The following is a 12,407-nucleotide window of genomic DNA, read 5'->3' as shown; positions in this document are numbered from 1 at the left end:
ATTGGACTACGTTTTTCCGGTAACGTTTCAGTGAGGGAGGAGAACTCATGAATATTCGTTTGATGGCTGTCGCATTGGCTGCTTCCGTCGTGTTACCATTTGGTGCGGCCAAGGCGACCGACCTGGAAGTGACCCATTGGTGGACGTCCGGCGGTGAAGCCGCCGCCGTGGCCGAATTGGCAAAGGCATTCGACGCGACCGGCAATCACTGGGTCGATGGTGCGATTGCCGGTTCCGGCAGCACGGCGCGTCCGATCATGATCAGCCGACTTACTGGAGGTGATCCGATGGGCGCCACCCAGTTCAACCATGGCCGCCAGGCCGAAGAGCTTGTGCAGGCCGGCCTCATGCGTGATCTGACCGATGTCGCTACGCAGGAGCATTGGAAGGACATCATTCGCCCATCCAGCCTGCTCGACTCCTGCACGATCGACGGCAAGATCTATTGCGCGCCGGTCAATATCCATTCCTGGCAGTGGCTCTGGCTTTCGAATGCCGCCTTCAAGAAGGCCGGCGTTCCGGTCCCGAAGAACTGGGATGAGTTCGTCGCCGCCGCTCCCGCGCTGGAGAAGGCAGGCATCGTTCCGCTCGCCGTCGGCGGCCAGCCGTGGCAGGCTGCGGGCGCTTTCGACGTCTTGATGGTCGCCATCGCCGGCAAGGACACCTTCCAGAAGGTGTTTAGCGACAAGGATGCGAAAGTGGCCGCCGGACCGGAGATCGCCAAGGTCTTCAAGGCTGCCGACGACGCCCGCAAAATGTCCAAGGGCTCCAACGTTCAGGATTGGAACCAGGCGACGAACATGGTCATCACCGCCAAGGCCGGCGGCCAGATCATGGGCGACTGGGCACAGGGCGAGTTCGCCTTGGCGGGCCAGAAGGCCGGCACGGACTATACCTGCCTCCCGGGTCTCGGCGTCAACGAAGTCATCTCGACGGGCGGTGACGCGTTCTACTTCCCATTGCTGAAGGACGAGGCCAAGTCGAAGGCTCAGGAAGCGCTCGCAAAGACGCTGCTCGATCCGAAGACGCAGGTTGCCTTCAATTTGAAGAAGGGCTCGCTGCCCGTGCGTGGCGACGTGGACCTTGCCTCCGCCAACGACTGCATGAAGAAGGGCTTGGAGATCCTGAAGAAGGGTAACGTGATCCAGGGTACGGACCAGCTTCTTTCTGCCGACAGCCAGAAGCAGAAGGAGGACCTGTTCTCCGAATTCTTCGCCAATCCTTCGATGACGCCGGAAGCGGCTCAGAAGCGCTTCGTCGAGATCATCGCTGCGGCTGATTGATCTCAATCGTCTCGCTGTAGTGATACCGGCCCCCATTATGGCGGGTCCGGTATCACGGCTGGACACATGTTGTGAGCCGGCTAGCTGCAGCGATCCTTATGGGCGGCGAACCTGCACGGATGTGATGTTCGACCGTGGACGAGGAGGGAGTGAGAGGAGCCGCGGCCACTGACCCGGTTCCCGATCACCGAAGCAGTCGCGCTTCAGAAGGAGGTACAATGACGGGTCATGCGAAAGCCGACCGGCCAAATCAATTTCTGCGCAATCTGAATTCGAAGATTGCATCCATTCCGATGATCTTAACGGCTGTCGTCATCTTTATGGGTGGCACGATCTGGACGGTCGTTTATTCCTTCACCAATTCGAAGCTGCTGCCACGTCTGAGCTTCGTCGGACTGGACCAATACTACCGCTTGTGGGCGGCGCCGCGATGGGTCGTATCCATTGAAAACCTTGCCGTTTACGGCATTTTTTCCATGATCTTCAGCCTCGTCATCGGCTTTGTGCTGGCTGCGCTGATGGATCAGAAGATCCGGTTCGAAAACACCTTCCGCACGATCTTCCTTTATCCCTTCGCCCTCTCTTTCATCGTCACCGGCCTTGTCTGGCAGTGGCTGCTCAATCCCGAATTCGGCATCCAGTCGGTGGTGCGTTCGCTGGGTTGGACGACCTTCACTTTCGATCCGCTCTATACGCCGAGCATTGTAATCTACGGCGTGCTGATCGCCGCCCTCTGGCAAGGAACGGGCCTTGTAATGTGTTTGATGCTCGCCGGCCTGCGCGGCATCGATGAAGATATCTGGAAGGCAGCGCGTGTCGATGGGATCCCCATGTGGAAGACCTATCTGTTCATTGTCATTCCGATGATGCGCCCGGTCTTCATCACCACGCTAGTCATCATCGCCAGCGGTATCGTCAAGGTCTATGACCTCGTCGTCGCGCAAACGAGCGGCGGGCCCGGCATCGCTTCGGAGGTCCCGGCGAAATACGTCTACGACTACATGTTCCAGGCGCAGAACCTCGGTCAGGGATTTGCAGCTTCAACCATGATGCTGGTCACTGTCGCGATCGTCATCATCCCCTGGGCCTATCTGGAATTCGGCGGAGGGCGCAAACGTGTCTGATACCATCACTCTCAAGAATGCGAACAGCGGTCTCGCCTCGACTGACCAGACATATTCGGAACCGCAGGGTGCCAAGCCGCGCCGCGTGATTTCCGGCCGCAACATCATGCTCTACGGCACGCTCTTCGTTGCCGCCACCTACTATCTGTTGCCGCTGTATGTGATGATCGTCACCTCACTCAAGGGGATGCCGGAAATCCGGCTTGGCAACATCTTCTCGCCGCCACTGGAGATCACATTCGAACCCTGGGTGAAAGCCTGGGCAACGGCTTGCACCGGTCTCAATTGCGACGGTCTTTCCCGCGGGTTCTGGAATTCCGTCCGCATCACCGTGCCGTCCACGATCTTCTCGATCGCTGTGGCTTCGGTCAACGGCTATGCGCTCGCCAACTGGCGGTTCAAGGGGGCGGACTTCTTCTTCTCGATCCTCATCATCGGCGCGTTCATCCCCTATCAGGTGATGATCTATCCGATCGTCATCGTGCTGCGCGAAATCGGCATCTACGGCACGCTTAGCGGGCTTATCATGGTGCACTGCATCTTCGGCATGCCGATCCTGACCTTGTTGTTCCGCAATTATTTCGCATCGCTGCCGGTGGAGCTCTTCAAGGCTGCGCGTATCGATGGTGCGGGTTTCTGGCAGATTTTCCTGCGCATCATGCTGCCCATGTCGCTGCCGATCTTCGTTGTCGCCATGATCCTGCAGATTACGGGTATCTGGAACGACTTCCTGTTCGGTGTCGTCTTCACCAGGCCGGAGTATTACCCGATGACCGTGCAGCTCAACAATATCGTCAATTCCGTCCAAGGCGTGAAGGAATACAACGTCAACATGGCGGCAACAATCCTCACGGGTCTTGTTCCGCTGGTCGTTTATTTCGTCTCCGGGCGGCTTTTCGTCCGTGGCATCGCCGCCGGCGCAGTGAAGGGGTGATCCATGAACAGCAGCGTTTCCATCAAAGACTTGTCGCTCGATTTCGGCGCGGTCACCGTTCTGAAGAACCTCAACCTTGAGATCAACGACGGTGAGTTCCTCGTGCTGCTCGGCTCGTCCGGCTGCGGCAAGTCGACATTGCTCAACTGCATCGCCGGCCTGCTTGATATCACAGAAGGAAAGATCTTCATCAAGGGCAAGAACGTCACCTGGGAAGAGCCCAAGGACCGCGGCATCGGCATGGTGTTTCAGTCCTATGCGCTTTATCCGCAGATGACGGTCGAAAAGAACCTTTCCTTCGGGCTGCACGTCGCCAAGGTGCCGCAGGCAGAGATCGACAAGCGCATTGCGCGGGCGGCCGAGATTTTGCAGATCCAGCCATTGCTCAAGCGCAAACCGGCGGAGCTTTCCGGCGGCCAGCGCCAGCGTGTGGCGATCGGCCGTGCCCTAGTGCGCGATGTCGACGTGTTCCTGTTCGATGAGCCTTTGTCGAACCTCGATGCTAAGCTGCGATCGGAGTTGCGCGTCGAAATCAAGCGTCTGCACCAGTCGCTGAAGAACACGATGATCTATGTCACCCACGACCAGATCGAGGCGCTGACGCTCGCCGACCGCATCGCCATCATGAAGAGCGGTATCATCCAGCAGCTCGATGATCCGACGACGATCTACAACAAGCCGCGCAATCTTTTCGTTGCCGGCTTCATCGGATCGCCGTCGATGAATTTCCTGCATGGCGAACTGGTGAGCCGGGAGGGCAGGATAGCTTTCGCCACCAACAATGTGATTTTCTCGCTCGGTGGCTATAATGCCGGCGAGGCGTTGGAGCCGGGCCGCAAGGTCATTCTTGGTGTCCGGCCCGAGCATATCAAGGTGAATGAGGATCTGGGTCCCGACACCGAGGTGCACAACGCAACGGTCGATATCGAAGAGCCGATGGGCGCCGACAACCTGCTCTGGCTCAAGCACGCCGGCCATACCATGTCGGTGCGCATCAACGGAGCGCGGCGTTTCAGCCCGGCGACGCCCGTGAAGCTCGGCTTCGATATGTCGCTCGCTTCGCTCTTTGACGCACAAACAGAACTCAGAATATGATCATATGAATGGAGGCGGCACTGTCGCCTCCATCTGCAGCGGGTTCCGGAGGTCCGATGTCGTCTTCATTCAATGGCACTGTTATTATCGATCTGGCTGGTCAGTGGCGGCTTACCTCGCCGGACAGCGATCATTCTCTTTCCATGCCTGTGCCGGGCGATGTCCACACCGCTCTTCATGCCGCAGACGTTATTCCGGATCCTTATTTCGGCCGAAACGAAGAAGTGGTGCAGTGGGTCGCGAAGCAGGATTGGCAAATTGAGCGCCGCTTTACGCTCGATGACGCAGACGGCGACTGGTATCTCGACATCGACTATCTCGACACGGTGGCGAGCGTTTATGTCAACGACACCCTCGTTCTCGAAGGCAATAATTGCTTCCAGCGCTATCGGCCGGATGTCTCGAAAGCCCTGAAGGCAGGCGAGAATACCATCCGCATCGTGTTGCATTCCAGCATCAAGGCGGGTGCCGAACTGCAGGCAAGGCAACCATTCTACATTCCCTACAGCACCGCCAATTCGCCGATCCCCAATGGCAATATGCTGCGCAAGCCGCAATGCCATTTCGGCTGGGACTGGAACATCGCGGTGGCACCGCTCGGCCTCTACGGCACGATCGCGCTGAAGAAGCTCGAGATCGCCCGCATCGAGAATATGGTCACCCGGCAGGAGCACAATGGCGACGGCTCGGTCGATCTCATCGTCACTGTAGCGCTGTTTGCGAAGGGTATTGGCGTTGCTCAGCTTTATTTCTCGCTCGACGACGAGCGTCTGCGGCTTGATGTCGGCGTCAATGCGGGCGAGACCTCGGTGACGCATGTCTTCCATATCGACAGGCCGAAGCTCTGGTGGCCGGCCGGCAGCGGCGAACAGACCCTCTATACTCTCTCTGTCGAGACCAATTCCGAGACTGTGACGCGGCAAATCGGCCTGCGCACCGTCGAGTTGATCACCGACAAGGACGAGGCGGGCAGCCGTTTCGCACTCAAGGTCAACGGGCGCGGGATATTCGCCCGCGGCGCCAACTGGATCCCGGCGGATGCGCTGTTTTCACGTTCGAGCCCGGCCTTGACCGAGGACTTGCTGCAATCGGCCGCGGCAGCGAACATGAACATCATCCGCATCTGGGGCGGCGGTTTTTACGAGCATGACTGGTTCTACGATATCTGCGACCGCCTGGGGCTGATGATCTGGCAGGACTTCATGTTCGCCTGCAATCTCTATCCTTCGACCGCCGATTTCCTCGGGAATGTCGAGGCTGAGGTCGGCTATCAGGTCAAGCGTCTGGCGACGCACCCGTCGATCGTGCTCTGGTGCGGCGACAACGAGCTGGTGGGGGCGCTTACCTGGTTCGAGGAATCCCGCAAAGACCGCGACCGCTATCTCGTCTCCTACGACCGCCTCAACCGGACGATCGAACAGGCCACTAAGAAAGCCGCGCCGGATGCGATCTGGTGGCCGTCGAGCCCGGCCTCCGGCTATCTCAATTTCGGCGATGCCTGGCATGCCGACGGCTCCGGCGACATGCACTACTGGTCGGTCTGGCACGAGAACAAGTCCTTCGACAATTACCGTTCCGTGCGTCCGCGCTTCTGCTCGGAATTCGGCTTCCAGTCTTATACCTCGCTGCCTGTCATCAAGACCTATGCCGACGCCAAGGATATGAATATCGCATCGCCGGTCATGGAGCTGCACCAGAAGAATGCCGGCGGCAACGAGCGCATCGCCGGCACGATGTTCCGCTATTTCCGCTTTCCGAAGGATTTTCCCAACTTCGTCTATCTGAGCCAGGTGCAGCAAGGCCTCGCCATCAAGACCGCGGTCGAATATTGGCGGTCGCTCAAGCCGCATTGCATGGGCACCATCTACTGGCAGCTCAACGACACCTGGCCGGTGGCTTCCTGGTCGAGCCTCGATTACGGCGGGCGCTGGAAGGTGATGCATTATCTGGTGCGTCGTTTCTTCCAGCCGGTTTCTGTCGCCGCCATTCCGTCCGAAGACAACAGGACCATTCGTTTCTCGCTCGTCAACGACACCAATGCGGACGTCACCGCCGACATCGCGGTGTCATTGCTCAAGCTCGATGGCGAGCGAGTCCCGCTGACGACCGCGCATGCGGTCTGCACACCGGATGCAGCCGTCACGGCGCTGTCGATCGATGCGTCCCAGGTGCCGGCCGATTGCCTGTTGGCGTGGCATTTCACCGCATCGAACGGAATGGGCGGCGAGGGGCACTATGTTCACGGCACCTATAAGGCTCTGGAGCTACGGCCTGCGGGTTTGACGGTGCTGCGGGAGGAGATCGAGGAGAACGGCACGTTGGAACTCACCGTGACGGCGAAGGGATTGGCCCTGTTCGTGATGATCGAAAGCGAGACGGAAGGGCGCTACTCCGACAATGCGTTCGATCTCGCCGCCGGCGAGAGCCGCCGCATCGTCTTCACGCCGACAAAGCCGATTGCCGGCAGCGTTCCCGATTTCCGCTTCTACGACTTGCACTCCAGTCAATCGTTGGCCAGCCAATCGGTAGACTGAGATATCCGGCCGCCTTTCGGCGGCGATTTACGGGCCTGAGGCCCAAAACAACAGGCCGCGAGGCCATTGGAGGAAATATCGATGACGAAACTTGGATTCCAGCTTTATAGCGCCCGCAATTTTCAGCCTTATTCGGATATCCTCGTAAAGCTCGGCAAGGCCGGGTATGCGGAAGTCGAAGGTTTTGGCGGCATCTATTCCGATCTGGACGAAGCTGGTTTGAAGAGCCTGCGTGCTGAGCTCGACCAAAATGGCCTTAGCATGACGAGCGGCCATTTCAGCCCGGATTTCCTCGATGGCGAAGTGCAGAAGTCGCTGACCATCGCCAAAATTCTCGGTATGGATTCGATCTATGCGCCGCATATCGGCGCCGATCAGCGCCCGAAGGATGCCGCCGGCTGGCTGGCTTTCGGCAAACGCCTGCATGAGATGAGCAAGCCCTACAAGGATGCCGGCTTCGAGTTCGGGTGGCACAATCACGACTTCGAATTCGTCAAGCAGGCCGACGGTTCGTTGCCGATCGAGCAGATCTTCGAGGGCGCTCCGGAGATATCCTGGGAAGCCGACATCGCCTGGGTGATCCGTGGCGGTGCCGATCCTTTTGCCTGGATCGAAAAGCTCGGTTCGCGCATTTCCTCCGTGCATGTCAAGGACATCGCTGCGCTCGGCGAAAACAAGGATGAAGACGGCTGGGCCGATCTCGGTCATGGGACGGTTCCGTGGCCGAAGCTGATCAAGGCGCTCGCTGGCACCAAGGCAAAGCATTATGTGCTCGAGCACGACAATCCGAGCGATATCGATCGCTTGATCACCCGTTCCATCGCATCCTTCAAGACCTACTGAGGCATCCCACATGACTAAGGAACTTGGCGTCGGCATCATCGGATGCGGCAATATTTCAACCACCTATTTCAAGCTTTCTCCGCTCTTCAAGGGCCTGAAAGTGCTCGCCTGCGCTGATATCAACATGGACGCGGCACGCTTGCGCGCCGAGGAATACAAGGTCAAAGCGCAGACCATCGACGAGTTGCTCGCCAATGATGAGCTCGACGTCATCGTCAATCTGACGATCCCGGACGCGCACTTCGCGGTTTCCAAGCGCATTCTGGAGGCCGGAAAGCACGTCTATTCCGAAAAGCCTCTGGTGCTGACGCTGGAGCAGGGCGAAGAATTGCGCCGCATCGCCAAGGAGAAGGGGCTTGCCGTCGGCTGCGCTCCCGACACCTTCCTCGGCGGCGCCCATCAGCTCGCCCGTAAGTTCGTAGACGACGGTGGCATCGGACGTATCACCTCAGGCGCGTGCTACGTCATGAGCCCAGGCATGGAAATGTGGCATCCGAACCCGGACTTCTTCTTCCTGCCGGGTGGCGGCCCGATCCTCGATCTCGGACCGTACTACATCGCCAATCTCATCAACCTGATCGGCCCGGTCAAGCGCGTCGGCGCCATGACGTCGATGGCGTCGGAAACCCGTACCATCACGAGCGAGCCGCGCAGTGGCGAGGTCATCCCCGTGAAGACGCCGACGACGATCCAGGCGCTCTTGGAATTCGTCAGCGGCGCAACGGTGACATTAACGGCAAGCTGGGATGTCTGGTCGCATCGCCATGCCAACATGGAGCTCTACGGCACCGAAGGTTCCCTCTACGTGCCCGATCCGAACTTCTTTGGCGGCACGGTCGAGGCCAGCGGTCGCAGCAAGGACATCGAGCCGCTCGGCGAATGGGCCCATCCTTTCGGCATTGTCAATCAGGAGAGCCCGAACGGCGCGCGTGCCAACTATCGCACGGCTGGTCTCGCCGACTTGGCGGCGTCGCTGATCGATGGCCGCGATGCTCGCTGCTCGCTCGACCGTACACTGCACGGCGTCGATGTCATGACCTCGATCCTGAAATCGGGTGCGGAGAACCGCTTCGTCGATCTGACCACGACCTGCACGCAGCCGGCTGCTCTCGGCATCGAAGAGGCGCAGGCGCTCTTGAAGTAAGCGCGCGAAAAGCTAGTTTGCGCGCGGGCGAGGAGTCCGCGCGCTTTTCATCTCAGAGGAATTGGAACCATGGCTTGGCAACCGGCATCCGATCGCTATGCGAACATGAAATACAACAGAACCGGCCGCTCCGGTCTGAAGCTGCCGGCGGTTTCGCTGGGGCTTTGGCATAATTTCGGCGGTGATACCCCGCACGACCGCAAGGTCGATATGTGCCGCACTGCCTTCGATCTCGGCATCACCCATTTCGACCTCGCCAACAATTACGGCCCGCCTCCCGGCAGCGCCGAGACCGCTTTCGGCGAGATCCTGCGCACCGAATTCGCCGGTCTGCGCGACGAGCTGATCATCTCCTCCAAGGCAGGCTACGACATGTGGCCGGGTCCCTATGGCGAATGGGGCAGCCGCAAATACCTGATCGCCTCCTGCGACCAGAGCCTGAAGCGCATGGGCCTCGACTATGTCGATATCTTCTATTCGCACCGTTTCGATCCGGATACGCCGCTGGAAGAGACCTGCGCTGCGCTCGACCATATCGTTCGTTCGGGCAGGGCGCTTTATGTCGGCATCTCCTCCTACAGTTCGCAGCGTACGCGCGAGGCAGCCGCTATCTTGAAGGATCTCGGCACGCCTTGCCTGATCCACCAGCCGAGCTATTCCATGCTGAACCGCTGGGTCGAGGATGACGGTCTCGTTGACACATTGGAAGAGCTCGGCATCGGCTCGATCGTCTTCTCGCCGCTCGCCCAGGGCATGTTGACGACGAAATATCTGAGCGGCATTCCCGAGGACAGCCGCGCCGCCCAGAACCATTTCCTGAAACGCGACTTCATCCGTCCGTCGATCATCGATAATATTCGCAAGCTCAATGGGATCGCTGAGAAGCGCGGCCAGACGCTGGCGCAAATGGCGATTGCATGGGTGTTGCGCGGCGGCAGGGTCACCTCCGCGCTGATCGGCGCCAGCCGCTCGTCGCAGATCGTCGATTGCGTCAAGGCGCTCGACAATCTCGAGTTTACCCCGGAGGAGCTGAAGGAGATCGATGTCTACGCCCGCGAGGCCGATATCAATCTCTGGGCCAAGTCGGCCGAGCGCGAATAAACATTCAAAGACGCCCGGAACCAGGTTCCGGGCGTTTTGCTTGGTCCTCGTCGTGACCGGTGCATCGTTTCCATTGCCGTACGAACGGCGCATATTGACGAGTTCTCTGAAGGAGATGGTCCCATGATCCGCAACCCGATTTTGCCGGGCTTCAACCCCGATCCATCCATCTGCCGCGTCGGCGAGGACTATTACATCGCCACTTCGACCTTCGAATGGTATCCGGGTGTGCAGATACACCACTCGCGGGATCTGGTGAATTGGACGCTGGCGCGCCGACCGCTGGAGCGGGCCTCGCAGCTCGACATGCGCGGCGAGCCGGATAGCTGCGGCATCTGGGCGCCATGCCTCTCCTATGCCGATGGCCTGTTCTGGCTGGTCTATACCGATGTCAAACGCTACGACGGCAATTTCAAGGATGCGCATAACTACATCGTGACGTCGTCGACGATCGAAGGCGAATGGTCCGAGCCCTCCTATGTCAATTCCTCGGGTTTCGATCCCTCACTCTTCCATGACGATGACGGCCGCAAATGGTTCGTCAACATGCAATGGAACCATCGCACCGAAAGCTACGGCGGCTCGCCGAAGACGCCCGCCTTCGATGGTATCCTGCTGCAGGAGTGGGATCCGGCTACGAAATCGTTGAAGGGGCCGATCAAAAACATTTTTGCAGGCACCGAGCTTGGCTTGGTCGAGGGGCCGCATCTCTTCAAGCGAAACGGTTGGTACTATCTGACGACGGCCGAAGGTGGAACGGGCTACGACCACGCCGTCACCATGGCGCGCTCGCGCAACATCGACGGACCTTATGAGCTGCATCCGAACAAGCATCTCATCACCTCGAAGGATCATCCGGAAGCAGCGTTACAGCGGGCAGGGCATGGCCAATATGTCGAGACACCGGACGGACAGTTTTACCACACGCATCTCTCCGGCCGGCCGTTGTCGCCGCATCGCCGCTGCACGCTCGGCCGCGAGACCAGCCTGCAGAAATGCGTCTGGAGAGAGGACGGCTGGCTCTATCTCGAAAACGGCACGGTTGTTCCCGATGTCGAAGTACAGGGTCTGCGCAACGCCCTGCTGGTCGAGAAGCCGCGCCGCAGCGGCTACAATTTCGATGGCGACAAGCTGCCGATGGATTTCCAGTGGTTGCGCACGCCGCAGCCGGAACGCATCTTCAGCCTGACGGAACGGCCTGGGCATCTGCGTCTGTTTGCTCGGGAAAGCATAGGCTCATGGTTCGAACAGGCGCTCGTCGCCCGCCGGCAGGAGCACCACAGCTTTCGCGCCGAAACGGTCGTCGAGTTCCAGCCCGACACCTACCAGCAGGTCGCCGGCCTGACTCATTACTATAACAGGTTCAAACTGCATGCGATTGCCGTCACTTTGCATGAGAAACTCGGCCGCTCGGTCACCATCATGACCTGCGCCGGCGATTATCCGAATGGCCGGCTAAGCTTCCCGATCGGAGGTGGTATCTCCGTTCCGAATGGACGCATCCAGCTCGCCATGGAGATTCGCGACAACAACCTGCAGTTCTTCTGGCAGGCCGAGGGCATGGGAGCATGGCTGGCTATCGGCCCGGTTCTCGACGCTGGCGTCATTTCGGACGAGGGCGGTCGCGGGGAACATGGCTCCTTCACGGGCGCCTTTGCCGGCATGTTCGCCTTCGATACGTCGGGTCGGGCAAAGACGGCCGATTTCGACTGGTTCAATTACGACGAGCTCTGATTGTTTCGACTTTTGATCGATCATTCGCCCGCCATGCTTTGCAAGGCGGGCGAATTTTTTGAGTTGCCAACTTTAAGCACTCACTCGATTAACAAATGCTCGCAAACATATATTTCTATTACGAAATTGTAACACTATCTTCAGTTTCGTTTCATTGCTTTTGGGGTAATTTGTCCGCAGATATAAATTGAGGAAACACTTCGATGAAAAAGCTCTTCTCGGTCCTGCTCACCGCTTCGGTTTTGGCGACTCCGCTAGCGATGACGCCTGAAGCCAATGCTGCGCCGGCAAACAAGCAGGCTGTCGTCGAGAAAAATGTCGAGAAGAAGAAGATTGTCGTGCGCAAGGGCGGCTGGGTTACCGGCCGCCGGCTATCTACCGCCGATCGTAGCCGGGCTACCCGCGTCGACTATCGTCGTCATCACCTGTCGGCTCCGCCGCGCGGCTATCATTGGGTCCGCATCCACAACAGCTTCCTGCTCGTCGGTATCACCAGCGGCTTGATCTCCAAAGTGCAAGTCGTTCGCTGAGTTCAGCCTTATATCGGCAATGAGAAAGGCGGTCCGATGGGCCGCCCTTTGTGACCGAACTTCCTGTATTCCGGCTTGAATCAAA

At 58.9% G+C, this 12,407-nt stretch carries 10 protein-coding genes; all 10 read left to right on the top strand.

What is annotated here, in order from left to right:
• Positions 1-47: 47 nt before the first annotated feature.
• The 10 genes from NXC24_RS10775 (at position 48) to NXC24_RS10730 (ending at position 12,322) form a co-directional block, all read left to right on the top strand.
• Complete coding sequence (locus tag NXC24_RS10775; protein WP_104823268.1) at positions 48-1,283, top strand: ABC transporter substrate-binding protein; 1,236 nt, start codon at positions 48-50, stop codon at positions 1,281-1,283.
• A gap of 218 nt (positions 1,284-1,501) precedes the next feature.
• Positions 1,502-2,407, top strand: a complete 906-nt coding sequence (locus NXC24_RS10770) for a sugar ABC transporter permease (RefSeq protein ID WP_104823267.1) — start codon at positions 1,502-1,504, stop codon at positions 2,405-2,407.
• A gap of 4 nt (positions 2,408-2,411) precedes the next feature.
• Entirely contained in the window at positions 2,412-3,341 is a 930-nt protein-coding gene (locus tag NXC24_RS10765; RefSeq protein WP_245463980.1) for a carbohydrate ABC transporter permease, read from the top strand.
• Positions 3,342-3,344: 3 nt separating this feature from the next.
• The gene (locus NXC24_RS10760; protein ID WP_104823265.1) at positions 3,345-4,436 is read left to right on the top strand and encodes an ABC transporter ATP-binding protein; all 1,092 of its coding nucleotides are present in this window, start codon (positions 3,345-3,347) and stop codon (positions 4,434-4,436) included.
• Positions 4,437-4,492: 56 nt separating this feature from the next.
• Complete coding sequence (locus NXC24_RS10755) at positions 4,493-6,970, top strand: glycoside hydrolase family 2 protein (protein ID WP_104823264.1); 2,478 nt, start codon at positions 4,493-4,495, stop codon at positions 6,968-6,970.
• Positions 6,971-7,051: 81 nt separating this feature from the next.
• On the top strand, positions 7,052-7,813 hold the full coding sequence (locus NXC24_RS10750) for a sugar phosphate isomerase/epimerase (RefSeq protein WP_104823263.1): 762 nt from the start codon (positions 7,052-7,054) through the stop codon (positions 7,811-7,813).
• Between the two features lie 10 nt (positions 7,814-7,823).
• Positions 7,824-8,957: a Gfo/Idh/MocA family oxidoreductase gene (locus tag NXC24_RS10745; RefSeq protein ID WP_104823262.1), complete on the top strand. Its 1,134-nt coding sequence runs from the start codon at positions 7,824-7,826 to the stop codon at positions 8,955-8,957.
• 69 nt (positions 8,958-9,026) lie between these two features.
• Positions 9,027-10,058: an L-glyceraldehyde 3-phosphate reductase gene (mgrA, locus tag NXC24_RS10740; protein ID WP_104823261.1), complete on the top strand. Its 1,032-nt coding sequence runs from the start codon at positions 9,027-9,029 to the stop codon at positions 10,056-10,058.
• 123 nt (positions 10,059-10,181) lie between these two features.
• Positions 10,182-11,792, top strand: a complete 1,611-nt coding sequence (locus NXC24_RS10735; RefSeq protein ID WP_104823260.1) for a glycoside hydrolase family 43 protein — start codon at positions 10,182-10,184, stop codon at positions 11,790-11,792.
• 203 nt (positions 11,793-11,995) lie between these two features.
• On the top strand, positions 11,996-12,322 hold the full coding sequence (locus tag NXC24_RS10730; protein WP_104823259.1) for an RcnB family protein: 327 nt from the start codon (positions 11,996-11,998) through the stop codon (positions 12,320-12,322).
• The last annotated feature ends 85 nt before the right edge of the window (positions 12,323-12,407 follow it).

It is taken from the genome of Rhizobium sp. NXC24 (genome assembly GCF_002944315.1).
Classification (GTDB): Bacteria; Pseudomonadota; Alphaproteobacteria; order Rhizobiales; family Rhizobiaceae; genus Rhizobium.
This window is presented reverse-complemented; position numbering and strand designations above follow the sequence as displayed.

Excerpts from the sequence above, each read along its gene's own strand:
- mgrA (WP_104823261.1), top strand. The coding sequence starts at position 9,027 with ATGGCTTGGCAACCGGCATCCGATCGCTATGCGAACATGAAATACAAC.
- NXC24_RS10750 (WP_104823263.1), top strand. The coding sequence starts at position 7,052 with ATGACGAAACTTGGATTCCAGCTTTATAGCGCCCGCAATTTTCAGCCT.
- NXC24_RS10745 (WP_104823262.1), top strand. The coding sequence starts at position 7,824 with ATGACTAAGGAACTTGGCGTCGGCATCATCGGATGCGGCAATATTTCA.
- NXC24_RS10730 (WP_104823259.1), top strand. The coding sequence starts at position 11,996 with ATGAAAAAGCTCTTCTCGGTCCTGCTCACCGCTTCGGTTTTGGCGACT.
- NXC24_RS10735 (WP_104823260.1), top strand. The coding sequence starts at position 10,182 with ATGATCCGCAACCCGATTTTGCCGGGCTTCAACCCCGATCCATCCATC.
- NXC24_RS10760 (WP_104823265.1), top strand. The coding sequence starts at position 3,345 with ATGAACAGCAGCGTTTCCATCAAAGACTTGTCGCTCGATTTCGGCGCG.
- NXC24_RS10770 (WP_104823267.1), top strand. The coding sequence starts at position 1,502 with ATGACGGGTCATGCGAAAGCCGACCGGCCAAATCAATTTCTGCGCAAT.
- NXC24_RS10775 (WP_104823268.1), top strand. The coding sequence starts at position 48 with ATGAATATTCGTTTGATGGCTGTCGCATTGGCTGCTTCCGTCGTGTTA.
- NXC24_RS10755 (WP_104823264.1), top strand. The coding sequence starts at position 4,493 with ATGTCGTCTTCATTCAATGGCACTGTTATTATCGATCTGGCTGGTCAG.